The following is a 22,856-nucleotide window of genomic DNA, read 5'->3' as shown; positions in this document are numbered from 1 at the left end:
TCGCGACCGCTGGCATCGGCCGTTTCGTGCCCTCAGGCGCCGGGCGCAAACCTCCGGTTTGCTTGGCTTCGCCGGACCACCCGCGGCCCGAATCCGCCTTGTCCGGCGCCTGGCCGCCCACCAGCGCACATGCAATGCGGCCGGTGCGGGCACCGACCGCATCACTTCGCCCGCTTCAGCCCGTCCTCGACCATCTCGGCGAGCGTCCTGATCACCTTCACCCGCGCGTGCAGCTTGTTGTCGGCCTCGACGAGCGTCCACGGCGCCATGCCGGTGGAGGTGCGTTCCACCATCTCGCAGACCGCGGCTTCGTAGGCGTCCCACTTCTCGCGGTTGCGCCAGTCCTCCTCGGTGATCTTGTGGCGCTTGAAGGCGGTCGCCTCGCGGTCCTTGAAGCGGCGGTGCTGCTCGTCCTTGCTGATCGCCAGCCAGAACTTCGCCACCACGGCGCCGTTGGTGACGAGCTGCTCCTCGAAATCGTTGATCTCGGCATAGGCGCGGCGCCAGTCGGGTTCCGCCGCGAAGCCTTCCACGCGCTCCACCAGTACGCGGCCGTACCAGGACCGGTCGAAGATCGTCAGCCTTCCGGGCCGCGGCACGTGGCGCCAGAAGCGCCAGAGGTACGGCTGGGCGCGTTCCTCCTCGGTCGGCGCGGCGACGGGCACGATGCGGTAGGCGCGCGGATCGAGCGCGGCGCCGAGCCGCCGCACCGCGCCGCCCTTGCCGGCCGCGTCGTTGCCCTCGAACACCGCGATGACGCTGATGCTGCCATAGCGCTTGTGCCGCGTCGCGCGGGCCAGACGGCCCTGCGCTTCGGCGAGCTCCTTGTCGTAGTCGTCGCGCGACATCTCCTGCTTCAGCGTCAGGGCTCGGATGATGTTGACCTGCTCCGGCGCCGCCGGCGGCGCGGGCGTTGCCTTCACCGCCGCCGGCGCCGGCGCATCGAGCCGCGCACGCAGCGCGCCCAGCAAGTGTCGCCCGACGAAGAGCGCGCGGAAGCGCTCATTCGCCGCCGGCACCACCGTCCAGGGCGCCTCGCCGGTCGAGGTCTCGCGCAGGTAGGGCTCGCAGACCTCGATGAAGTCGTCGTAGTGCTCGAACAGCGTGCGGTCGTAGCGCGTGACCTTCCAGGAGGTCTCCTTGTCCTTCTCCAGCGACTTGATGCGCTTCTTCTGCTGGGCCTTGGACAAATGGAACCAGTATTTCAGCAGCAGCACGCCTTCCTGGGCGAGCATGCGCTCGAGGCGCATGATCTCCTCCATGCGCGTGGCGAAGCCGCCGGGACCGAGCTTGCCCAGCACGCGCTCGAGGATCGGCACCGTCTGCCAGGCGCCGAAGAAGATGCCGATACGCCCCTTGGGCGGCAGGGCGCGCCAGAAGCGCCACATGGGCGGATGAACGGCTTCTTCCTCGGTGGGCAGGCCGAAGCCGCTCACCTCGATGAAGCGGGGGTCCAGCCACTCGTTCAGCAGATGGACCGTCTCGCTCTTGCCCGCGCCCTCGACGCCGGCGATCAGGATCAGCACCGGGAAGCGGCGCTGCTGGCCGAGCTCCCGCTGCGCTGCCAGGAGGGCGCGGCGGAGCTCCGCCTCCTCCTTCCTGTAGTCTTCCTTGCTGACCTCGTGCTCGAGTTCGGCCGCTTCGAACATGGTGATCCCATCCGGCCGCGCGCCTCGCGCCGGGCGCTTCACGGCAGTGTCATGACGCATGACGATGCAGGAAGGCGGTAGAGCGCCGATCAGCCCGCCCGCGGATGCGCCTTCTTCCAGGTCGCCAGCAGCCCCGCGGCATCGACCGCCGTGTAGCGTTGCGTGGTGGACAGGCTGGCATGGCCCAGCAGTTCCTGGATGGCGCGCAGGTCGGCGCCGGCGCCGAGCAGATGGGTCGCGAAGGAATGCCGCAGCGCGTGCGGCGTCGCGTGCTCGGGCAGGCCGGCGAGGCGGCGGAATTCCCGCAGCGATCGCTGCGCCACGGCGGGATCGAGCCGCTTGCCGCGCGCGCCGATGAAGAGCGGTTCCCCCGGCCCGCCCGGCCCGCGATGCTTCAGGTACGCGGCGACCGCGGCGCGCACCGCCGGCAGCACCGGCACCAGCCGTTCCTTGCTGCCCTTGCCGATGACGCGCAGCGCGGCCTCGCTGCCCGGCAGCGGTGCATCGCCGAGGTTCAGCGCCAGCGCCTCCGCGATGCGCAGCCCGGCGCCATAGAGCAGGCTGAACAGCGCGACGTCGCGCGCCGCCTGCAGGGGCGCGCGCTCGTGGCGTTCGGGGTCGTAGACATCGCCCGCCTCGGTGGCGACGCTGCGCGCGGTCTCGGGCGTCAGCGCGCGGGGGATGGGCGGTTTCGGCCGCGGGCCGCGCAGCGCGCCGACCGGCAGTGCCGCCATGCCGTGCCGCCGCGTCAGGTAGCGCAGGAAGCCGCGGATGGCGGCAAGCCGACGCGCGCGCGTCGCGTTGGAATCGCCCGCCGCGGCGCGTTCCGCCAGGAAGCCGCGCAGATCCGCCGGGCGCAGCGCGCCGAGCGCCACGAGATCCGGCTCCCCGCCCAGGTGGCGCGTCAGGAAGCCGAGGAACGCCGCGGCGTCGTGGCCGTAGGCTTCCAGCGTGTTGGGGCTCGCCCGCCGCTCCTGCGCCAGCCAGGCGAGCCAGGCGGCGCGCGCCTGATCGCCGGTCATCTCAGCGCGACAGCGCGGCCGCCACGGCGCGGCCGAGGAAGGAGAGGATCGCCACCGTCTGCCGGGCGGGCAGGGCGGCCGGTTCCCGCGCGCCGAGCGCGATCAGCGCCGGCGGGCCGACCGACAGGGGCACGCGGGCGAGCGCGTCGCGCATCACCAGGCCGGCGGCCTCGGCATGGAGCAGAACCGTTTCGGTCGGGTGGGACCGCACCACCGCGTCGCGGCCGCGCCCGATCAGCCGGACGACGGCGCCCGGTGGCAGCGGCAGGATGCCGGCCGGCAGGGCCGGCAACAACATCCCGGAAGGCTCGGCGGCCAGGGTGCAGGTCTCGACGCCAAGCAGCGCAGGGATCTCCTGCGTCACCGCCTCCAGCACGTCCTGGGCGCGCATCAGCGCCAGCACGGCGAGGCGGATGCGCACGGTCAGGCCCGCGCCGGCGCGGCCGGCCTCGATCGCGGCGAACATCTCGGTCTCGAGCGCCCGGGTGCGGCTGCGCTCGGCCTCGAGCATCGCGGCCATGTGGTCGGCCAGCCGTTCGCCATGTACGCGTCGCGGCGGCAGCAGCGCCCGGTAGAGGTCCGGGCGCTCCGCCAGGAAGCCCGGATGGGCGCGCAGGAAGGCTTCGACCTCCTCCGCCTGGAGGTCCGTCAGGACGCCCTTGGCGGGGAGGCTTTCGCTCACAGGATGGATTGCCCCGTCTTCTGCCAGTCGGCCAGGAAGGCCTCCAGGCCGCGGTCGGTGAGCGGGTGCTTCAGCAGCATCCGGATCACGTTCGGCGGAAGGGTTGCGACATGGGCGCCCATCTTCGCCGCCTCGATCAGGTGGATCGGGTGGCGGACGGAGGCGACCAGCACCTCGGTCTTCAGGGCGGGGTAGTTGCGGTAGATCTGGACGATGTCCGCGATCAGCCGCATGCCGTCGGTCGAGATGTCGTCGAGCCGGCCCACGAAGGGGGAGATGAAGGTGGCGCCCGCCTTGGCGGCCAGCAGCGCCTGCGCGGGGCTGAAGCAGAGGGTGACGTTGACCATCGCGCCTTCGCCCGCCAGGGTCCGGCAGGCGACCAGGCCGGCCTCGGTCAGCGGCACCTTCACGGCGACATTGGGCGCGATGGCGCGCAGCACCTTGCCCTCGGCGATCATGCCGGCGGCGTCCGTGGCGGTGACCTCCGCGCTGACCGGGCCGGGGGTGATGGCACAGATCTCCGCGATCACCTCCTTGAAGTCGCGGCCGGATTTCGCGACCAGGGAGGGGTTGGTGGTGACGCCGTCCACGAGGCCGGCCGCTGCGAGCGACCGGATGTCTGCAACCTCTGCGGTGTCGACGAAAAACTTCATGATGCGGAACCTTCCAGCAACAATCTGTACGCAGATGCGTCTGCGAACACTGATCCAGATCACGCTATAGACGATGGTGGAGGGGAAAAGAACGCGCAGTGATGTGGCAGCAACGCCTGTTTCGCCACTGCCACGACTTCGCGTGCTGCTGCCGCTTCCTCTGGCAGATGCCTATGATTACCGCGTCCCGCCGGGGCTCGCGGTGAGGCCGGGGAATTTCGTCGCGGTGCCGCTGGGCGGGCGGGAGGTGCTGGGCGTCGCCTGGGACGGGGAACCCGACCCGGCACTGCCCGAGAAGCGGTTGCGCAACATCCTCTCCGTGCTCGACGCGCCGCCGATGACGGCGACGCTGCGCCGCTTCGTGGACTGGGTGGCCGACTATACGCTGAGCCCGCCCGGCGCGGTGCTGCGCATGGCGATGAGCGCGCCCTCCGCGCTCGAGCCCCCGGCGCCGCAGGCCGGCTGGCGCCGCGCCGCCGCGCTGCCCGGGGGGGCGCGCATCACGCCGACACGCCGGCGCGTGCTGGAGGTGCTGGCCGACGGCGCCGCCCGTGCCGGCGGGGAACTTGCGGAGGCGGCCGGCGTCGCCCCCGCCGTGCTGCGCGGCATGGCCGATGCCGGGCTGATCGAGCCCGTCCTGCTGCCCCGCCGCCCGCGCTTCGTGCCGCCGGACCCCGACCGGCCCGGCCCCGAGCTGCGCCCGGAACAACATCAGGCCGCCGAAGCCCTGAAGGCCACCGTGGCCCGCCGTGCCTTCGCCACCACCCTGCTGACCGGCGTGACCGGCTCCGGCAAGACCGAGGTCTATTTCGAGGCCATCGCCGAATGCCTGCGCCAGGGCCGCCAGGCGCTGGTGCTGCTGCCGGAGATCGCGCTGTCCGCGCAATGGCTCGACCGTTTCCGCGCGCGCTTCGGCGCCGCGCCGGCGCTGTGGCATTCGGAGCTGACCTCCCGCACCCGGCGGGAGACATGGCGCGCCGTGGCGGAAGGGGAGGCGCCGGTGCTGGTCGGGGCACGTTCCGCGCTGTTCCTGCCCTATCCGGATCTCGGCCTCATCGTGGTGGACGAGGAGCACGAGACCGCCTTCAAGCAGGAGGAAGGCGTCGTCTACCACGCGCGCGACATGGCCGTGGTGCGCGCGCGCCTGTCGGCCGCCGCCTGCGTGCTCGTCAGTGCCACGCCCTCGCTGGAAAGCGCCAACAATGCGCAGACCGGCCGCTATGCCGCCCTGCACCTGCCCGCGCGGCACGGGGGGGCGGAAATGCCGGTGGTGGAGGCGGTCGATCTGCGCCGCACGCCACCGGAGCGCGGGCGCTTCCTCTCCCCGCCGCTGGTCGCGGCGGTGACGGAGACGCTGGCACGCGGGGAACAGGCGATGCTGTTCCTGAACCGCCGCGGCTATGCGCCGATGACGCTCTGCCGCGCTTGCGGGCACCGGCTGCGCTGCCCCAATTGCACCGCCTGGCTGGTCGAGCACCGCGCCGCCCGCCGCCTGCAATGCCACCATTGCGGCCATGTGGAGCCGATCCCGGAGGCCTGCCCGAATTGCGGCGCCGCCCATTCCACCGTGCCGATCGGGCCGGGCGTGGAGCGCGTGCTGGAGGAGGCGACGGCGCTGTGGCCCGAGGCGCGGCTGCTGGTCATGGCATCCGACACGATCCCCGGCCCGGCCGCGGCCGCGGCGGCGGCGCAGGCGATCCAGGACCGGCAGGTGGACCTCATCATCGGCACGCAGATCGTCGCCAAGGGCTGGCATTTCCCGCATCTGACGCTGGTCGGCGTGGTGGATGCGGATCTCGGCCTGGCCGGCGGCGATCTGCGCGCCTCCGAACGCACCGTCCAGTTGCTGCACCAGGTCGCCGGCCGCGCGGGGCGGGAGGAGCGCCCCGGCCGGGTGCTGCTGCAGAGCTTCGTGCCGGAGCATCCGGTGATGCAGGCGCTGGTGTCGAACGACCTCGATGCCTTCATGGCCGCGGAGGCGGATGGCCGCCGGCCCGGCCATTGGCCGCCCTTCGGGCGGCTCGCCGCGCTGATCGTCAGTTCCGAGGACGAGCGGGCGGCCGACCGGGCCGCACGGGACCTCGGCCTGGCGGCGCCGGGCGGGGAGGGGGTGGAGGTGCTCGGCCCCGCCCCGGCGCCGCTCGCCATCCTGCGCGGGCGGCATCGCCGGCGGCTGCTGCTGAAGACGCGGCGCGACATCGCGGTGCAGCCGCTGCTGGAGGCCTGGCTCGCGAAGGTCCAGGTCCCGAACAATGTCCGCGTCCAGGTGGACGTGGACCCGGTGGGCTTCCTGTAGCCGCCACCGGCACCGCACCACCCGGAACGCCCCGCTCAGGGGCGCCGCCCGGCCGGCTGAAGCGGTTTCCGCTCGCTCCGGCCCATGGCGGCCGCTCGAGCCTCGTGCTTTCGCGAGCATCTTCACCCGTCCAGGCGAGGCCACCTGATCGGGATCCGCTCTACCGCGCGGGGCGCACCCCCATGGCGATGGTCCGCTCGTCCATCCGCGGGTCGTGCGTGAAGCCCCGGCGCGCCGCCCAGGTGTTCACGTACTGGATGAGCTGGATATAGGGCTCCTCCTCCGCATAGCGGGCGACGGCCTGGTGCCACATCGCCTCGCGCCGCTCGTCGTCGAGCGTGGCGGAGGCGCGCATCAGCAGGTCGTCGAAGGCCGCATCCGAGAAGCGGGCATTGTTGTTGGCCCCGGTCAGCCGTGCGCGGTCGCGCGTCGCCACGACATTGGCGAGGAAGTTGGACGCCTCGCCGGTGCTGCTGCCCCAGGCGGCGAGCTGGATCGGGTATTCGAACCGCATCCGGCGCGGCACGAAGCCGGTCCACGGGTAGGTCTGCACCTGCGTACGCACGCCGATGCGCGTCCACATCTGCGCCACCGCCTGCGCGATGCGCGAATCGTTCGGCCAGCGGTCATTGGGCGCGGTGATGGTCACGCGGAAGCCGTCCGGATAGCCCGCCTCGGCGAGCAGGCGCTTCGCCCCGTCAGGGTCGAACCCACGCGGACGGACGCCGGGCGCGTAGCCGAAGGCGCCTTCCGGCAGCCATTGCGCGGTCGCGGTGCCGGCGCCCTCCATCACCTGTTCCGCGAGCGCCTGGCGGTTGATCGCCATGGAGAGGGCCCGGCGCACGCGCAGGTCGCGGAAGGGGTTCGCCGGCAGAGGCGCGCCCGAATTGTCCGTCACCTGCGGGTCGCCGCCGGCCCGCCCGTAATCAGGCACGATGTAGACCGTGCGCAGGCTGGGAATGGAGGTGACGATCACGCGCGAATCCTGCCGCAGCCGCGCCAGGTCGGAGGTCGGGATCTGCTCGATCAGGTCCACGTCGCCGGCGAGCAGCGCCGCCGTGCGGCCGCCGTCGTTGTTGAGGATGCGGTAGTTCACCCGCGCCCAGGGCTCGGCGCCGCGGAACCAGGCCTGGTTGCGCTCCATCTCCACCCGGTCGCCGAGACGATACGAGGCGTAGCGATAGGGGCCGGTGCCGATCGCGGCCTTGCCGCTGTTGTAGTCCTCGGTGCTCGCGCCCTCCCCCGCATGGCGGGAGATGATCGAGACGGAGGCGAGGTCGAGCGGCATCAGCGGATGCGGCCGCTTGGTGTGGATGCGGATGGTGTGGGGGTCCACCACCTCGATCCGCTCGATGGCGCGCAGGAAGCCCTGGAAGCCGCCCGGACTGTTGGGCACGTTCGGCACGCGGGAGAAGGTGAAGACCACGTCGTCGGCGGTGAACGGCCGGCCGTCGTGCCAGGTGACGCCCCGACGCAGCTTGAATTCCCACACAGTGTCGGAAACCACGCGCCAGGATTCCGCCAGCGAGGGATGCGGACGGGCGCGCCCGTCGCGTTCCACCAGCCGGTCGAAGATGTGCATGGTCAGCGCGTTGTTCGGCCCGAGGTTGTGATAGTGCGGGTCGATCGAGGTGACCGGGGCGGCGGAGCCGAGGGTCAGCGTCTGTGCGATCGCCGCGGGTGCGGCAAATGCGAGCGCCCCCGCGAGCAGGGCGTGCATGGTCCTGGACATTCCGGCCTCCCGTCATGGCGTTGCCGGAAGGCTAGCGCCACGGTGCCCGGGAGAGCCATCATTTCGACATGCAAAGCGCCGCGGCCCCGACGAAGGGGCCGCGGCGCCTCGAAGGCGCGTCGGGCGCGGGCGGTTCAGCCCTGGCGCTCGACCATCAGCTTCTTGATCTCGCCGATCGCCTGCGCCGGGTTCAGCCCCTTCGGGCAGGTCCGGGTGCAGTTCATGATGGTGTGGCAGCGATACAGCTTGAACGGATCTTCCAGCGCATCGAGCCGCTCGCCCGCGGCCTCGTCGCGGCTGTCCGCGATCCAGCGATAGGCCTGCAGCAGCACCGCCGGGCCGAGGTAGCGGTCGCCGTTCCACCAGTAGGAGGGGCAGGCGGTCGAGCAGCAGAAGCACAGGATGCATTCCCAGAGGCCGTCGAGCTTCGCCCGTTCCTCCTTGGACTGCAGGCGCTCGCCATCGGGCGGCGGCGGCGTCTCGGCCTTCAGCCAGGGCTCGACCGAGCGGAGCTGCGCATAGATCTGGCTGAGATCCGGCACCAGATCCTTCACCACCGGCATGTGCGGCAGCGGGGAGATGCGGACGTCGCCCTTCACGTCCTCGATCGGCTTGAGGCAGGCGAGGGTATTCAGCCCGTCTATGTTCATCGAGCAGGAGCCGCAGATGCCTTCGCGGCACGACCGCCGGAAGGTCAGGGTGCTGTCCACCTCGTTCTTGATCTTGATCAGCGCGTCCAGGACCATCGGGCCGCACTGGTCGAGGTCGATCTCATAGGTGTCGGTGCGCGGGTTGGCGCCGGCATCCGGGTCCCATCGGTAGATCTTGAAGGACCTGACGTTCTTGGCACCGGCCGGTGCGCGGTAGGTCTTGCCCTCGCCGACCGTGGAGTTCTTCGGAAGCGTGAAAGTGGCCATCGGTCGGGATCCTCAGTACACGCGCGGCTTCGGCGGGAAGACCTGCACCTCGTTGGTGAGGGTGCGCATCTTCACGTCGCGGTAGTCGAGGCTCACGCGGTAGTTCTCGTCCACGCGCGCCAGGGTGTGCTTCATCCAGTTGACGTCGTCGCGCTCCGGGAAGTCCTCATGCGCATGGGCGCCACGGGATTCCTTGCGCGCATCGGCGCCGGTGATGGTGGTCAGCGCATTGCCGAGCAGGTTGTCGAGTTCCAGCGCCTCCATCAGGTCGCTGTTCCAGACCAGGGAGCGGTCGGCGATCCTGATGTCGCTGTAGCCGGCGGCGACCTTGTTCATCTTCTCCACGCCTTCCTTCAGCAGGTCGGCGGTGCGGAAGACGGCGGCATGCGTCTGCATCGTGCGCTGCATGTTCAGGCGCAGCTCGGAGACCGAGGTCGAGCCCTTCGCATTGCGCACGCGATCGAAGCGGTCGAGCGACGCCTCGCCGGCCTTGGGCGGCAGCGGCGCCTGGCTCGCGCCCGGCTTGATCGTCTCGGCGGCGCGGTGCGCGGCGGCGCGGCCGAACACCACGAGGTCGAGCAGCGAGTTGGTACCGAGGCGGTTCGCGCCATGCACCGAGACGCAGGCCGCCTCGCCGACGGCCATCAGGCCGGGGACCACCTTGTCCTGGTCGGTGCCGGTCGCGGCCAGCACTTCGCAATGGATGTTCGTGGGAATGCCGCCCATGTTGTAATGGACGGTCGGGAGCATCGGGATCGGCTCCTTCGTCACGTCCACGCCGGCGAAGATCTTCGCCGTCTCGGAAATGCCGGGCAGCCGTTCGTGCAGGATGTCCGCACCCAGGTGTTCGAGGTGCAGGTGGATGTGGTCCTTGAGCGGACCGACGCCGCGCCCCTCGCGGATCTCCATCGACATGGCGCGGGAGACGACGTCGCGGGAGGCGAGATCCTTCGCCGTCGGCGCGTAGCGCTCCATGAAGCGCTCGCCCTCGGAGTTGGTGAGATATCCGCCCTCGCCGCGGGCGCCTTCGGTGACGAGGCAGCCCGAGCCGTAGATGCCGGTCGGGTGGAACTGCACGAACTCGTTGTCCTGCAGCGGCAGGCCGGCGCGCAGCACCATGCCGCCACCGTCGCCCGTGCAGGTGTGCGCCGAGGTGCAGGAGAAGTACGCGCGGCCGTAGCCGCCGGTGGCGAGCACGGTCGTCTGCGCGCGGAAGCGATGGATCGAGCCGTCCTCGAGGCACCAGGCGGTGACGCCGCGGCAGGCGCCCTCATCGTCCATGATGAGGTCGAGGGCGAAGTACTCGACGAAGAACTCGCAATTGTGCTTGAGCGACTGCTGGTAGAGCGTGTGCAGGATCGCGTGGCCCGTGCGGTCGGCCGCGGCGCAGGCCCGCATCGCGGGTTCCTTGCCGTAGTGCTTCATGTGGCCGCCGAAGGGGCGCTGGTAGATCTTGCCGTCCTCGGTGCGGGAGAACGGCACGCCGTAGTGTTCGAGCTCGATGATCGCGGGGATCGCCTCGCGGCACATGTATTCGATGGCGTCCTGGTCGCCGAGCCAGTCCGAGCCTTTCACGGTGTCGTACATGTGCCAGCGCCAGTCGTCCTCGCCCATGTTGCCGAGCGCCGCGCCGACGCCGCCCTGCGCGGCGACGGTGTGGCTGCGGGTGGGGAAGACCTTGGTGATGCAGGCGGTCTTGAGGCCGGCGGCACCCATGCCGAAGGTGGCGCGCAGCCCCGCGCCGCCCGCGCCCACGACGACGACGTCGTAGGTGTGGTCCACGATGCGGTAGGCGCCGTTGGAAGGCTTGCTGATCGCGTTCATCGCACCCGTCTCATCCGTTCCGCGGCGGGGCTTGTGCCCTCCGGCCCGCGTACTTTCCTCGAACCAACCCAGTCAGCATGCGCGCCGCGGCGCGCGTCAGACCGCAATCCGCAGCACCGCGAGCGTCGAGGCGAGCCACAGCAGCAGGCAGAGCCCCTTCACCGCGAGCAGCGCGCCGATGCGCGTCAGCTCGCCGCGCACATAATCCTCGATCACCTCCTGCAGGCCGTAGGCGGCGTGGTGGAAGGCGGCCGCGAGGAAGGCGAGCAGCAGCACGGCGTTGAACGGCCGGCCGATCCAGGCGGTCGCTTCCTGCCAGGTGCTGTCCGGCATGCGCGCGAGCGAGAAGACCAGCCAGATCGTCAGCGGCAGCAGCGCGATGGAGGTGACGCGCTGCATCCACCAGTGATGCGTGCCGCCCTTGGCGGACCCCAGGCCGCGCACGCGGCCGAGCGGGGAACGAAGGGTGCGGATCGAAGGCTCGGCCATGGTCGTCAGATCCAGGTGATCAGCATGATCAGCCAGGTCAGCGCCGTGAGCGCCGCGGTGCCGATCAGCACGGCCCGGCCGGTGAGGTAGGTCGTCGGCAGGTCGAAGCCGCGCCCCGAATCCCAGTAGAGGTGCCGGATGCCCGCCAGCGTGTGGTACCAGGCGGCGGCGGTCACCGCCATCAGCCCGAGCACGCCGAGGAAGGAGCCGAGCACCCACTGCACCGCGTTGAAGGCCGATTCGCCGGCGGCGGCCGCGCACAGCCACCAGACCAGGAAGACCAGGCCGATCGACCAGATCGTGCCGGTGATGCGGTGGGTGATGGAAAGCGCGCTCGTCATCTGCAGCATGTCGTAGGCTTGCAGATGCGGCGAGAGCGGACGGCGGACGAGCGTGCCGTCCGACCGGCGGCCGACCATCACGGCCTCCCGCGCGTCGGTGATCTTGGACATGGGTCCGAACTCCAGGTGGCCGCGTGCCCCGATCCCGAGCCGGAGCCGGCCTTTGCGGGGTCTTTGTATGGTGCGGCGCGGCGCAGCGTCAAATCGCGGAGGCATCGCGAACGATTCTCAACTACTCATCGCCGCACTCCCAGCGCACCGCGCCGCCGCCCGGCAGGACCGGCGTGATGGCTCGCGCCATACTCATGCCAGCCTTGCCGGGCCGCCGTGCCGTTGACGGGGAAGCGGCCGGCGCGCAGCGTTGTCGGGGTCTTCACAACGGATGCCTGAATGAGCGCCGATCCCAAGCCCGGCACCGCGCAGGATGCGCGGATCATCGCCCTGATCGGGACGGGGCATTTCCTGTCGCATTTCTACATGCTGTGCCTGCCGCCGCTCTTCCTGTTCTGGCGGGAGGAATTCGGTGCCTCCTTCGCCGAACTCGGGTTGGCCGTCGCGCTGATGTCCGGCACCACCGCGCTGTTGCAGACGCCGGTCGGCTTCTGGGTGGACAGGCACGGGGCGCGACCCTTCCTGGTGGGCGGAACGCTGCTGATGGCGCTCGCGGTCTCCGCCATGGCGGCGGCGCCCGGCATCTGGGCGATCTGGGCGCTGGCGGTGCTCTCCGGCGTGGGCAATTCGGTGATCCACCCGGCGGATTATGCGATCCTCGCGGGGTCGATCGACAAGTCGCGCATGGGCCGCGCCTTCGCGCTGCACACCTTCACGGGCAACCTTGGCTTCGCGCTGGCGCCGCCGGTGATCGCGCTGCTTGCCGCGGCCATGGGCTGGCGGCCCGCGCTGCTGCTGGTCGGGCTGCTCGGCGTGCCGGTGGTCGCCGCCATCCTGGTGCAGAGCCGCATCCTGCGCGACCAGGCCAAGCCGAAGAAGACGGGCGACGAGCCCACGGGGCGCGAGATCCTGCTCTCCCGCCCCATCCTGATGTTCTTCGCCTTCTTCCTGCTCTCCTCCATGGCGGGCTCGGGCATCCAGGCCTTCGTCATCACGGTGCTCGGCAAGCTGTGGGGCACGCCGGTCGCGGTCGCCTCGACGGTGCTGACCGGTTACATGGTGGGTGCCACCGGCGGCACGCTGGTCGGCGGCTGGATCGCCGACGGCACGAAGAAGAGCCTCATCGGCTTCGTCGTCGTGCTCACGCTGTTCGCCATGGCGATGATCCTCGCGCTCGGCCTGCTGCCCTTGCCGGAACTGGTGCTGCCGCTGGTCGGGCTGCTCGGCGGGCTGGCCATGGGCGCCTCCCGCACGCCGCGCGACGTGATGCTGAAGGATGCCTCCCCGCCGGGGCAGATCGGCAAGGTGTTCGGCTTCGTCTCCTCCGGCCTGCCATTGGGCGGGGCGATCACGCCGGTGCCGCTCGGCTTCCTGATCGACATGGGATACCCGCAGCTCGTGCTGCCGGTGGTCGCGGGCCTGCTGGGGCTCTCGCTGCTCTGCGCCGGATCCGCCCAGGCGGAGGCACGCAGCCGTCGGGCCGCGCCGGCGCCGGCGGAGTGATGCCGGCCGCCTCGGGAGGGCGCTGCCTTCCGGAACCCTCCCGCCAAGGGCTCAGGGCCCCTCGAACCCTCGACATGGTCGGGGTGCGGCGGGGGCTCGACAGCCCCGGCAACGATCACGGACGCACCATTCCCGTCGCGCGCCCCGCCCATGTCATGGGGGGCCGGGGGCCTTTTGGCCCCCGGGCGGGGATTCGGGGGCGGCGCCCTCGTCGGCCCACCGCATGATCGTCTTCGACGACCTCCTCGCCGCGCTGACCTGGGCCGCCGTCGCCGTGCTGGCAGTCGCCGGCGCCCTCAGCGCCTCCCGCAAGCAGCTCGACCCGGTCGGCTTCATGCTGGTGGCCTGCCTCTGCGCCTTCGGCGGCGGCACGGTGCGGGACGTCATCCTGAACCAGCCGGTCTTCTGGCTGGCGGTGCCGGGCATGGTCGCACTCGCCGCCGGTCTTGCCCTCGTGGTGTTCTTCACCGCGCATCTGCTGGAACGCCGTTTCGTCGTGCTGCTCTGGGCCGATGCGGTCGGCCTCGGCCTCTTCGCCGTGCTGGGGGCGGAAGCCGCGCTGCGGACCGGCGCCACGCTCTGGGTCGCGGTGCTGATGGGCACCATCACCGCGACCGCCGGCGGCATGCTGCGCGACATCGTCTGCGCCGAGATCCCGCTGATCCTGCGGCGGGAGATCTACGCCACCGCCGCCGCCCTCGGCGCCCTCGTCTGCGTCCTGCTGCAGGACGCCGGCGTGGCGCGGGAGGTCGCGGTGAGTCTCGGCGGGCTGCTCGCCTTCGGCGCGCGCGCCGTGGCGATCGTCACCGGCTGGTCGCTGCCGGCCTATCGCGCCCGGCCGGGCCGCAACTACCCGGACAGCCGGTGAGCCAACCCGTCCTCGCCATCCTGCTGACGCTGGCGGCGGGCGCGCTCTACACGCTCGGCTATGCGCTGGCGAAGGTGCTTTCCGCCACGCTCGATCCGGTGCAGATCACCTTCCTGCGTTCCGTGCTGGTGCTGGCGGCCGCCGCGTTGTGGCTGCCGCGCGCCGCCGACCCGGCCGGGGCCGTCCGCCGGCTGATCGTGCCGGCACGCGCAAGGGACCAGCGCCTGGCGGGCGTGGCGCTGATCGTCTCCACCACCATCGCCGTGCTCGGCTATGCGCTGGTGCCGGTGACCGAAGCCTCGGCCCTCGGCTTCACCGCCCCGATCATCCTGGTCGCGCTCGGTGCCGTGGTGCTGCGGGAGAAGGTGAGCAGCCGCCGCTGGGTGGCCGTCGTGCTCGGCTTCGGCGGCATGCTGCTGGTGGTGCGGCCGGACGGCGAGCTCTTCACCTGGACCGCCGCCGTGCCTGTCCTGGCGGCACTGATCTACGCGCTCTACCAGGTGCTGACGCGCCGCATCCGGGACGTCGCCAGCGAATGGGACGCGACGCTGCAGGGCGCGCTGGTCGGCGTGACGATGCTCGGCCCGGCGATGCCCTTCCTGTGGCGGGCGCCGGACCTGGCGGCGCTGGCGCTGGTCGCGCTCTACACCGCGGTGCAGACGGCGGCGCTGCTGTGCCTCGCCGGGGCGGTGCGGCGGGCGGAGGTCTCGGGCCTCGCGCCCTGGCACTATTCGCGGATCGTCTTCGCGCTGGGGCTGGATGCGCTGCTGTTCGCGCGGTTCCCGGATGCATGGGCGCTGGCGGGATGTGCGCTGATCGCCGCGGCGGGGCTGGTGCTGGCTTGGCCGAAGGGGAAAAGGCCGGGGGAGTGAACTCCCCCGGTCCCCCTCCTTTTTTTGTCCTTTGGGAGCTGACTTCCGATGTCAGTTCCCAGAAGCCAGAAAAGGGAGGGGGTCTGGGGGAGGTTCACCCTCCCCCAACCTTCAGGCTTCCGTTCCGATGCACTTCCTCCGCGATCTGCACCGCGTTCAGCGCCGCCCCCTTGCGCAGGTTGTCCGCCACGCACCAGAAGGCGAGCCCGTTCGGCACCGTCGGGTCGCGCCGCAGCCGCGATACGAACACAGCATCCTCGCCGGCGATCTCGAGCGGCGTCGCGTAGCCGCCATCGTCACGGCTGTCGAGCAGCGTGATGCCCGGCGCGTCGCGCAGCGCCTCGCGCGCCTGGCGCTCGGTGATCGGATTCTCGAACTCCACATGCACGGCCTCGCCATGGCCGATCATCACCGGCACGCGCACGCAGGTCGCCATCACCTGGATGTCGGGGTCGAGGATCTTCCGTGTCTCCACCGCCATCTTCCATTCCTCCTTCGTCGCGCCATCGTCCATGAAGCGGTCGATATGCGGGATGACGTTGAAGGCGATCGGCTTGGTGAACTGCTCCGCGAGCGGCGGGTCGTTGACGAAGACGCCGCGGGTCTGGGACCACAGCTCGTCCATCGCCTCCTTCCCCGCGCCGGAGACCGACTGGTAGGTCGCGACCACCACGCGCTTCACGCGTGAGATGTCGTGCAGCGGCTTGAGCGCCACCACCATCTGGATGGTCGAGCAGTTGGGGTTGGCGATGATCCCCTTCTTCGGCCGCCTGGCGATGGAATGCGGGTTCACCTCCGGCACCACCAGCGGCACGCCGGGTTCCATGCGGAATTGGGAGGTATTGTCGATCACGAGGCATCCCGCGGCCGCCGCACGCGGCGCATGCACGGCGGAGACCGCCGCGCCGGGCGAGAACAGCCCGATATCCATGCCGGTGAAATCGAAGCGCTCGAGGTCCCGCACCTTGAGCACCGTCTTCTCGCCGAAGGAGACCTCGGCGCCCGCGGAACGGCCGGAGGCCAGGGCGACCACCTCGCTCACCGGGAAGTTCCGCTCGGCGAGCGTCTTCAGCATCTCCCGCCCCACCGCGCCGGTGGCGCCGACGACCGCGACCCGGTAGCCCATGCGCTAGCTCCTGACCTTTCGCGCGGCCGCAGTGCCGCGCGAAGGGGGGTCTAGAGCAGATCGCGCATGGCTGGAAATCGGCCGCATGCGCGCAGATGCCGGCCGGGACATGGCTGGAGCGGTTCCCACCCGGGTGGAAACCGCTCCAGGACATGCCGGTGAGGGGTGGGAAGGCCCCGCGTCAGGCGACCCGTACCGCGCGAAGGAAGCCGTCGGCCCGCGCCCGCAGTGTCTCGGCATCGCCGGACAGCGCGCCGGAAGCCTGCAGCACGGCCCCGGCCGATTCCCCGGTGGAATCCGCCGCGGCGCGGATGCCCTCGATCTTGCGCGCGACCGTGTCGGTGGCCTGCGCCACCTGCGCGGCGCTGCGCGCGATCTCCCGCGTGGTGGCGCCCTGCTCCTCGACCGCGGCGGCGATGGCGGTGGCGATGTCGCTGGTGCGGTCCACGGTGGTGCCGATGGCGCGGATCGCCTCCACCGCCTGGGTGGTCGCGCCCTGCATCTCGGCGATCTGGCGGCCGATCTCCTCGGTCGCCTTGGCGGTCTGGCCGGCGAGGTTCTTCACCTCGCTCGCCACCACGGCGAAGCCCTTGCCGGCCTCGCCGGCACGCGCCGCCTCGATCGTGGCGTTGAGCGCGAGCAGGTTGGTCTGCCCGGCGATCTCGCCGATCAGCCGCACCACGTCGCCGATGCGCGATGCCGCCTCGGCCAGTCCGCGCACGGTGGAATCGGTCGCCTTGGCCTCGGCGACGGCGCGGCGGGCAACCTCGGCGGCCTCGGAGACGCGACGGGTGATCTCCTCGACCGAGGCCGCCATCTCCTCTGCCGCGGCGGCGACCGCCTGCACATCCGCATTGGCCTGCGCGCCGGCCTCGGAGACCGCGACCGCCTCGCGCCCGGCCTCGGCCGCCGCATCGGTCAGCGCGCGCGCCGAATGCTGGAGCTGCCCCGCTGCGGCCGCCACGGAATTGACCACGGCGCCGACCTCCTCCTCGAAGGTGTCGGCGAGCCGCGCCTGCTCGGTCACGCGCGACCAGGCCAGCATCGCGCCGCTGTAGGCACCGCCCGCATCGCGCAGCGCCGAGACGTTGAGGTCCAGCACCTCCGCCCCCATGCGCACGCGCGACTTGTGCGGCAGGCGGGTGGCGTCGGCGAGGATGGCGCGCGCCTCGGCGGGCCGGTCGTAGAAGATGTCGATGGCCTGCCCGACGATCTCCTCCGGCTTCACGCGCATGTCCTTTTCCATGCCACGCGCGAGATCCAGCGAGCAGGCATTGGCATAGGAAATGCGGAAGCCGTCATTCGGGTTGGCCACCACCACGCCGATCGGCAACTGCTCGATCATCTGGCTGCGGCTGAAGGCCTCCGCCACCTTGCCGCGCAGCCCTTCCAGCGCCTCGGCGATGCGGCCGATCTCGTCGCGGCGGCCGCGGTCCGGCACCTCGATGTCGCTGCGGCCCTCGGCGATCCCGCCGATCGCGCCGGCAAGGCGGCGCAGCGGCGTGCCGATCGCGCGCGTCATCACCCAGGCCGAGAGCAGCAGCACCAGAGCGATGCCGCCGGCCACGCCGAACACGATGCTCGACTGGTGCGAGAGCGCATTGGTCACCGCCGCCGCCGAGCCGCGGTCGAGCTCCCTGAGCCGTGCATTCGCCGCGGTCACTGCCGCGCCGAAGGCATCGCGCGCGGGTCGTCCCGTCTCCTCGGCGTAGCGGTGCAGTGCCGCTCCGGTGTCGATCGCGGCGATCGCACCCTCTCCGGCCTGGTCGGCCAGCCGGGCGATGCGTTCCAGCTCCTCCTTCACCCGGGCATGCGCCTGCGCGGCGGAGACGGCGCCGCGCACATGCACCCGTGCCTGCGCAAGGCTGCGCCGTGCGCGCTGCGCCTGCCGCGTATCCCCGGTGGCGAGGTAGCGCAGCGCCGAGGCCCGCATGTCGTTCACGCCCTGGTGGAAGGACACGAAGCGGTTGCGGACATCCTCCTGCGTCGGGCCGGTGAGGTCGAACTCGATGGTGGCGTTGGCGCCTTCGAAGGCCTGGTCGTATTCCATCGACCGCTGCAGGAAGACCTCGTCCCGCGCACGCAGGATGGCCAGGCGCTGCTGCGCCAGCTCGCTCACGGCCGCGCCGTAGGCCTCGGCACGCGTGCCGACCTCGGTCATCAGCCGCGCGGCCGATGCGTCGCCGACCTTGCCGGCGGCCTCGCCGGCGAGACGCGCCGCCGCCTCGACCGCGGCGAGCGCCGCTGCGCGGGAGGATTCCACCTCCTCGGCCGTGTTGGCGGCGCGCAGTGTCAATGCATGGACAGGCGCTTCCGCGGCCGAGGTGGAGGCGCTCGACAGCAGCGCGCCCGCTTCGGTGACGCGCTCCTGCTCGTGCAGACGTTCCTGCACCGTCGTGCCGGTGACATGGATCGCGCTGATGATACCGCCGAGCATCAGCAGGGCCACGAGGCCCGATGCACCTAGCTTGAGGCCGACTGGCAGGTTCAGGAACGCACGCATGGGACGGGACCCCCCCCGGGCTGGATGGACGGAGCCATCCTGCGGGTACCGCCTTAAGCTGCCGTGAAGCCCGGCATCGACCGCGCGCCCCAGGCGCGCCCCGCGAGCAGGAAGCCCGCCACCACCAGCAGCGTCGTGCCGCCATGCCAGGCCAGCACCATCAGCGCGGCGTCGAGGTGGTGGAAGATCGACAGCCCGACCGCGCTCAACGCCGCGCCGGCGAGCCCGCCCAGGGCGGCAACGGGCACCGGCCGGATCGGCCCCGCATGGCGCAGCATCCACACCAGCGAGAGCGCCAGCGGCACGCCCATCAGAACGATGAATCGGAAGCACCCCCAGGAGGCGCCGAACACCAGCGCCTGCGGCCCCATCCGCGCGATGTCCGCGAGGCAGCCCATGCCGAGGCTCGCCACCCAGGCCGCCGCCGCCGGCAGCGGCAGCAGCACCCAGCGCGCGGACCGGTCGGGCAGGGAGAGCTCGAAGGCGGCGATCGCCGCCAGCACGCCGGTCGCCAGGCAGAACAGGAGCTGCGCGACCTCGTGCGGCCGTTGGAGGCGCTCCATCAGGTCTTGGCGCGGGCCGAAGGCGGCGACGAAGACGGCGATCACGGCCAGCGCGAAGCCGATCCACGTGGCCGCGCGGCGCAGCGGATGCGGCAGGCGCCGCACGGGGCGGAGCCCGGCGGTGAGGCGGCCGATCAGCTCCTCGGTCTCCATCGTCACTCCTCCCCGCCCAGGCGCCGGCGCAGCGTCTTCAGCGCGCGGTGCGTCGCCACCTTCAGCGCGCCGATCGACAGGCCGGACCGCGCGGCCGCCTCGGCCAGCGGCAGATCCTCGAGCTTCGCGAGGCGCAGCGCGGTGCGCTGGCTCTCGGGCAGCTCCGCCACGGCATCGCGCAACTGGCGGCCGGCGATGCGGTCCTCCCCCGTCGTGCCGGGCGGGGCGGCGAGGGTCTCGGCATGGTCGTCGATCGGCGTCTCCCGCCCGGCGCCGCGACCGCGCCGGCGCAGGCGGTCCACGCAGCGGCGCTCGGCGATGGCGGCGATCCAGGGGCGGGCGGGGCGGGCGGGGTCGTAGGCGGCGAGCATGCGATGGATGGTGAGCAGCGTGTCCTGCACCGCGTCCTCGGCCTCGTGCCGGTCGGCGATACGGCGGCGGGCGATGGCGCGCAGCAAGGGCAGGCAGTCGCGCAGCAGCAGGTCGTAGGCGCGGGCGTCCCCCGCCTGCGCCGCCGCCATCCATGCTTCCCACCGGCCGTCCTGTGCTGCCGTCACGGCGCGCCCGTTCGATTGCGCGCGCATCCTAGGCCGGCATGGCTCGGCAGCGGAACCGAGCCGAATCCCCGTCGGCCACGCCGCCGCGCCCGCCCGCTCCACCCGCCACAGGAAGCCGGGCAAGGCGAGCATGCACAGGACGAAGACCGGCAGGATATCGTGGTAATTCGGCCTGTGGAGCAGCAGCGCCGTCCAGGGGGCATCCGCCAGCATCCGCCATTGCAGCCGGTCCACCTCCAAGAGCCCGTTTGGAAACGCCCCTCGCGGCGCGTTTCCGGGTCCGTCACCGGCTCGCACCCCCACCCGGTCACCCATTCGAGCATACTGACGTGGGTGGCCGGGTGGGGGTGCGGACCGGTGACGGACTTTCCAAACGGTCTCTAAGGCCAGGGGCAGGGCCATCCTGGCCCGGAGGATCAGCGCCCCGAACATGCAGAACAGCAGGCGGTGCGTCAGCCACGCCCGGCCGGCCCGCTGCCGCGGGTCCCGCCCGGCTGCCCCGACCTCGTTCCGATGCGCCTTGAGCGTGTGGACCGAGCCGGGCACGAAGCCCGAGAGGAAGAGGAACTGCCCCGAAGCTTTGGACAGCCGCCGGGCGGCGTGGATGCCCCAGGCGCCCAAGGCCGAGCCCACCGCATGGGCGCCGAAGACCGAGACCTGCAGCCAGCCGCGGACGATATCGAGCGGCGTGTCCCGCGCCGAGCGATAGAGGCGCGGGCGGTGCTCGGCCGGGATGTCGGGACGGGCCATCGGGGTCTCCGGCGCGGCCCTGAAGACCGCTCCTGCCGGGACTTCGCCGGGGCGTCGCGGCCGGTTACGAAGCGTTGCGACGGATGGGGCTTGCCGACTCGGCCCGCGGCGCGACATGCAGGGGGCCGTGCTGCACCTGATCAAGCTCTCCGTCGGGCCCAAGGACGTCGCCGCGCTGGCGGCGATCCAGCAGGAGCGCCTGCGCACCGACCCGCCGCTGCGCGCCTGGACCCGCATGTTCCCCAAGCGGATCGAGGAGGTCACCGACGGCGGCTCGATCTACTGGGTGGTCGCCGGCTTCGTCCGGGTGCGCCAGCGCATCCTCGAGATCCGCGAGGAGGAATGGGACGACGGCACCGCCTGCGCGGCGCTGGTGCTCGACCCGACGCTGGTGCCGGTGGAGGCGCGCCCGATGAAGCCCTTCCAGGGCTGGCGCTACCTCAAGCCGGAGGAAGCGCCGCCGGACGTCGCGCTGGAACGCCCTGCCGCCCGCGGGCTGGACAGGCTGCCGCCGAAGCTGCGGCGGGACCTGGCGGAGCTCTGCCTGATCTGATACCGGCGGCACGAGTTCTTGACTCGTGCCGAGGCCGCGACGGGCAACCGGTCGCGTTGCCTTGCGGCGTGACCGCGGATCCGGAATGCGGCCCGCCGGTGGTCCGGCGAAGCCAGGCAAACCGGAGGTTTGCGCCCGGCGTCTCAGGGCACGAAAGGGCGGATGCCAGCGGTCGCAAATGGCGGCCGTTGGTATGACGCGGCGACCTATTCGATCCGGCCCAGCCCGATCTGCCCCTGGGCGTTCACGATGCGGCCGCCGCTGCCCGACCGCCGGTGGATGATCTCCACCGCCTCGCCGAAGAAGTCGCTGCGGCGGGCCTCGAACCTGTCGCCCAGGGCATCCTGCCAGATGAGGGAATCGCCGCGCAGCGCCGCGCGGTGGCGGCTCCAGCCTGGCTGCAGCCCTTCGGAGAAACTGCGCGTCGTGCCATGGCCGGCCGCGAGCAGGATGTCCGCCGAGCCGGCCGCCGCATCCACGGCGAGGACGATCAGCAGATAGTCGCGCGCGGTCCGGTTCCAGCGCGGCGTGCCGCCCCAGGCACCGAGCAGGGGGTGGGCACCGCGGCCGGCCTCGGCCGGCAGGTCGGCCGGCAGGGGAATGCCCTGGCTCGCCGCCACCTGCCGGGCTGCCGCGAAACGCAGCGGCACGGCCGGGGCCGTCGGAGCGATGGTGGCCTCACGGCCGCGCGGGGCGGGCTGCGGCGTGGGTTGCGGCACGGGGGATGCCGGCGGCGCCAGGGCGACCGGCGGCGGGGCCGGCGCGGCGGGGGCGCGCCCGGGCCGCAGCACCACCTCGGTGATCAGGCTGCTGTTGTCCCAGGGCACCTGCTGGCCGCCCGTCGCCTCGACCACGGAGCGGCGCACCCGCGTCATCAACTGCCGGATCTCGATGCCCGGCGTCGCCATGTGCTGCACCAGCGCCGCGGTGAAAGGGCTGTTGCGCCCCGTGCCGTCCAGCGCCACCGCCCCCGGGCTGGTGGAGAATGCGATCAGTGTGCCGAGGTCCACCGTCTCGACCCGCGCGAGCCCCCGCCCGACCGAACGCGTGCCGGACAACCCGCGCATCTGCGCCGCCAGCGGGTTGTCGCGGCAGGCATCGAGGATCAGCACGCGCGCCCGCGCCGGCTGCATCGCCCGGGTCACGACCGGCAGGCCGATCAGCTCGAAATCCACGTCCCGTGCATGGGACAGCCGGGCATCCACGGGCAGGAGATAGTTCTCGCCGCCGACCTGGATGCCGTGCCCCGCGAAGTAGAAGACCGCGAGTTCCGCGCCTTCCGCCGCCACGCCGAAGCGGCGCAGCGCCGCTTCCATCCCGTCCTTGGCGGAATCCCGCACCAGCTCGGTCGAGAAGCCCGCGGCCCGCAGCGCGCCGGCGATCGCCGCCGCATCCGCCGCGGGGTTGGCGAGCCGCGGCACGGCGCGGTAGGCGCCGTTGCCCACCACCAGCGCCACGCGCTGCTGCGCGAGCGCCGGCAGTGCCGCCAGGAGCACCGCCAGCACCACAGCCGCCTTCAGCAGCAGGCTCGCCGCCGCGCCGGTCCGCCAGGCTGCGTTCCGCATCATGGCCTCCCGCTTCCGGGTATTCCGCCGCCCACCATACCGCATCACGGCAGCGGGAGGGGGCATGGCGGGAGGTGGAGCCCTTCGCACAATGGTTGCAGGAAGTTAAGGCGGTTGCCACCATGCC

The 22,856-nt window shown here is 71.8% G+C and carries 19 protein-coding genes; 5 read left to right on the top strand and 14 right to left on the bottom strand.

The annotated features are described in order from the left end of the window. Positions 1-161: 161 nt before the first annotated feature. The 4 genes from pap to fsa all read right to left on the bottom strand — a co-directional run bounded on the left by pap (position 162) and on the right by fsa (position 4,006). Positions 162-1,649, bottom strand: coding sequence for a polyphosphate:AMP phosphotransferase (pap, locus tag GXW74_RS02825; protein WP_211844767.1), 1,488 nt, complete (start codon positions 1,647-1,649; stop codon positions 162-164). 89 nt (positions 1,650-1,738) lie between these two features. Then, a complete protein-coding gene (locus tag GXW74_RS02820) occupies positions 1,739-2,671 on the bottom strand; it encodes a tyrosine recombinase XerC (protein WP_211844766.1) in 933 nt (310 codons plus the stop codon). A 1-nt stretch (position 2,672) separates the two neighbouring features. Then, complete coding sequence (locus GXW74_RS02815) at positions 2,673-3,353, bottom strand: DUF484 family protein (protein ID WP_211844765.1); 681 nt, start codon at positions 3,351-3,353, stop codon at positions 2,673-2,675. Then, complete coding sequence (fsa, locus tag GXW74_RS02810; RefSeq protein WP_211844764.1) at positions 3,350-4,006, bottom strand: fructose-6-phosphate aldolase; 657 nt, start codon at positions 4,004-4,006, stop codon at positions 3,350-3,352. The genes GXW74_RS02815 and fsa overlap by 4 nt, the downstream gene beginning before the upstream one ends. Before the next feature lie 73 nt (positions 4,007-4,079). Between fsa and GXW74_RS02805 the strand changes: the two genes are divergently transcribed. Beyond that, complete coding sequence (locus tag GXW74_RS02805; protein ID WP_211844763.1) at positions 4,080-6,302, top strand: primosomal protein N'; 2,223 nt, start codon at positions 4,080-4,082, stop codon at positions 6,300-6,302. 160 nt (positions 6,303-6,462) lie between these two features. Here GXW74_RS02805 and GXW74_RS02800 read toward each other — a convergent pair whose 3' ends face one another. The 5 genes from GXW74_RS02800 to sdhC form a co-directional block, all read right to left on the bottom strand. Continuing rightward, complete coding sequence (locus GXW74_RS02800; RefSeq protein ID WP_211844762.1) at positions 6,463-8,034, bottom strand: ABC transporter substrate-binding protein; 1,572 nt, start codon at positions 8,032-8,034, stop codon at positions 6,463-6,465. Positions 8,035-8,168: 134 nt separating this feature from the next. After that, positions 8,169-8,951 (bottom strand): succinate dehydrogenase iron-sulfur subunit, encoded by a 783-nt coding sequence (locus GXW74_RS02795; RefSeq protein WP_211844761.1) that lies wholly within the window; start codon positions 8,949-8,951, stop codon positions 8,169-8,171. 12 nt (positions 8,952-8,963) lie between these two features. Further along, positions 8,964-10,775, bottom strand: coding sequence for a succinate dehydrogenase flavoprotein subunit (sdhA, locus tag GXW74_RS02790; RefSeq protein ID WP_211844760.1), 1,812 nt, complete (start codon positions 10,773-10,775; stop codon positions 8,964-8,966). A 96-nt stretch (positions 10,776-10,871) separates the two neighbouring features. After that, the gene (sdhD, locus tag GXW74_RS02785; protein ID WP_211844759.1) at positions 10,872-11,264 is read right to left on the bottom strand and encodes a succinate dehydrogenase, hydrophobic membrane anchor protein; all 393 of its coding nucleotides are present in this window, start codon (positions 11,262-11,264) and stop codon (positions 10,872-10,874) included. A gap of 5 nt (positions 11,265-11,269) precedes the next feature. After that, positions 11,270-11,716 (bottom strand): succinate dehydrogenase, cytochrome b556 subunit, encoded by a 447-nt coding sequence (gene sdhC / locus GXW74_RS02780; protein WP_211844758.1) that lies wholly within the window; start codon positions 11,714-11,716, stop codon positions 11,270-11,272. A gap of 279 nt (positions 11,717-11,995) precedes the next feature. On the opposite strand from sdhC, the gene GXW74_RS02775 reads away from it, so the two are divergent. The 3 genes from GXW74_RS02775 to GXW74_RS02765 all read left to right on the top strand — a co-directional run bounded on the left by GXW74_RS02775 (position 11,996) and on the right by GXW74_RS02765 (position 14,959). Continuing rightward, positions 11,996-13,219, top strand: a complete 1,224-nt coding sequence (locus tag GXW74_RS02775; protein WP_211844757.1) for an MFS transporter — start codon at positions 11,996-11,998, stop codon at positions 13,217-13,219. Between the two features lie 223 nt (positions 13,220-13,442). Beyond that, complete coding sequence (locus GXW74_RS02770; RefSeq protein WP_211844756.1) at positions 13,443-14,087, top strand: trimeric intracellular cation channel family protein; 645 nt, start codon at positions 13,443-13,445, stop codon at positions 14,085-14,087. Next, the gene (locus tag GXW74_RS02765; protein WP_211844755.1) at positions 14,084-14,959 is read left to right on the top strand and encodes a DMT family transporter; all 876 of its coding nucleotides are present in this window, start codon (positions 14,084-14,086) and stop codon (positions 14,957-14,959) included. The genes GXW74_RS02770 and GXW74_RS02765 overlap by 4 nt, the downstream gene beginning before the upstream one ends. A gap of 94 nt (positions 14,960-15,053) precedes the next feature. Here the strand turns inward: GXW74_RS02765 and GXW74_RS02760 are convergent, their stop codons facing one another. From GXW74_RS02760 to GXW74_RS02745, 4 genes are all read right to left on the bottom strand, one after another. After that, a complete protein-coding gene (locus GXW74_RS02760) occupies positions 15,054-16,085 on the bottom strand; it encodes an aspartate-semialdehyde dehydrogenase (protein ID WP_211844754.1) in 1,032 nt (343 codons plus the stop codon). A 181-nt stretch (positions 16,086-16,266) separates the two neighbouring features. Continuing rightward, positions 16,267-18,588: a methyl-accepting chemotaxis protein gene (locus GXW74_RS02755; RefSeq protein ID WP_211844753.1), complete on the bottom strand. Its 2,322-nt coding sequence runs from the start codon at positions 18,586-18,588 to the stop codon at positions 16,267-16,269. A 53-nt stretch (positions 18,589-18,641) separates the two neighbouring features. After that, positions 18,642-19,304, bottom strand: a complete 663-nt coding sequence (locus GXW74_RS02750; RefSeq protein ID WP_211844752.1) for an NrsF family protein — start codon at positions 19,302-19,304, stop codon at positions 18,642-18,644. Between the two features lie 2 nt (positions 19,305-19,306). Beyond that, positions 19,307-20,611 carry a sigma-70 family RNA polymerase sigma factor gene (locus GXW74_RS02745; protein ID WP_211844751.1) on the bottom strand — a complete coding sequence of 435 codons (1,305 nt, stop codon included), beginning with the start codon at positions 20,609-20,611 and terminating at the stop codon, positions 19,307-19,309. A gap of 127 nt (positions 20,612-20,738) precedes the next feature. Between GXW74_RS02745 and GXW74_RS02740 the strand changes: the two genes are divergently transcribed. Then, on the top strand, positions 20,739-21,164 hold the full coding sequence (locus tag GXW74_RS02740) for a DUF1489 family protein (RefSeq protein WP_211844750.1): 426 nt from the start codon (positions 20,739-20,741) through the stop codon (positions 21,162-21,164). A 206-nt stretch (positions 21,165-21,370) separates the two neighbouring features. On the opposite strand, the gene GXW74_RS02735 is transcribed toward GXW74_RS02740, so the two are convergent. Further along, the gene (locus GXW74_RS02735) at positions 21,371-22,732 is read right to left on the bottom strand and encodes a caspase family protein (RefSeq protein WP_211844749.1); all 1,362 of its coding nucleotides are present in this window, start codon (positions 22,730-22,732) and stop codon (positions 21,371-21,373) included. Positions 22,733-22,856 lie beyond the last annotated feature (124 nt).

Origin of the sequence: Neoroseomonas eburnea (assembly GCF_018129005.1) — a bacterium.
GTDB classification, from domain to species: Bacteria; Pseudomonadota; Alphaproteobacteria; order Acetobacterales; family Acetobacteraceae; genus Neoroseomonas; species Neoroseomonas eburnea.
Note: the sequence above shows the minus strand (reverse complement) of the source record. Positions and strands in the feature narration are given on the sequence as shown.

Bases quoted from the DNA above. Each gene is read 5' to 3' on its own strand.
- sdhA (WP_211844760.1), bottom strand. From the start codon at position 10,775: ATGAACGCGATCAGCAAGCCTTCCAACGGCGCCTACCGCATCGTGGAC.
- GXW74_RS02750 (WP_211844752.1), bottom strand. From the start codon at position 19,304: ATGGAGACCGAGGAGCTGATCGGCCGCCTCACCGCCGGGCTCCGCCCC.
- GXW74_RS02770 (WP_211844756.1), top strand. From the start codon at position 13,443: ATGATCGTCTTCGACGACCTCCTCGCCGCGCTGACCTGGGCCGCCGTC.
- sdhC (WP_211844758.1), bottom strand. From the start codon at position 11,716: ATGTCCAAGATCACCGACGCGCGGGAGGCCGTGATGGTCGGCCGCCGG.
- GXW74_RS02795 (WP_211844761.1), bottom strand. From the start codon at position 8,951: ATGGCCACTTTCACGCTTCCGAAGAACTCCACGGTCGGCGAGGGCAAG.
- GXW74_RS02745 (WP_211844751.1), bottom strand. From the start codon at position 20,611: ATGGCCCGTCCCGACATCCCGGCCGAGCACCGCCCGCGCCTCTATCGC.
- GXW74_RS02805 (WP_211844763.1), top strand. From the start codon at position 4,080: ATGGTGGAGGGGAAAAGAACGCGCAGTGATGTGGCAGCAACGCCTGTT.
- GXW74_RS02735 (WP_211844749.1), bottom strand. From the start codon at position 22,732: ATGATGCGGAACGCAGCCTGGCGGACCGGCGCGGCGGCGAGCCTGCTG.
- GXW74_RS02760 (WP_211844754.1), bottom strand. From the start codon at position 16,085: ATGGGCTACCGGGTCGCGGTCGTCGGCGCCACCGGCGCGGTGGGGCGG.
- GXW74_RS02800 (WP_211844762.1), bottom strand. From the start codon at position 8,034: ATGTCCAGGACCATGCACGCCCTGCTCGCGGGGGCGCTCGCATTTGCC.
- GXW74_RS02775 (WP_211844757.1), top strand. From the start codon at position 11,996: ATGAGCGCCGATCCCAAGCCCGGCACCGCGCAGGATGCGCGGATCATC.
- sdhD (WP_211844759.1), bottom strand. From the start codon at position 11,264: ATGGCCGAGCCTTCGATCCGCACCCTTCGTTCCCCGCTCGGCCGCGTG.
- pap (WP_211844767.1), bottom strand. From the start codon at position 1,649: ATGTTCGAAGCGGCCGAACTCGAGCACGAGGTCAGCAAGGAAGACTAC.
- GXW74_RS02755 (WP_211844753.1), bottom strand. From the start codon at position 18,588: ATGCGTGCGTTCCTGAACCTGCCAGTCGGCCTCAAGCTAGGTGCATCG.
- fsa (WP_211844764.1), bottom strand. From the start codon at position 4,006: ATGAAGTTTTTCGTCGACACCGCAGAGGTTGCAGACATCCGGTCGCTC.
- GXW74_RS02820 (WP_211844766.1), bottom strand. From the start codon at position 2,671: ATGACCGGCGATCAGGCGCGCGCCGCCTGGCTCGCCTGGCTGGCGCAG.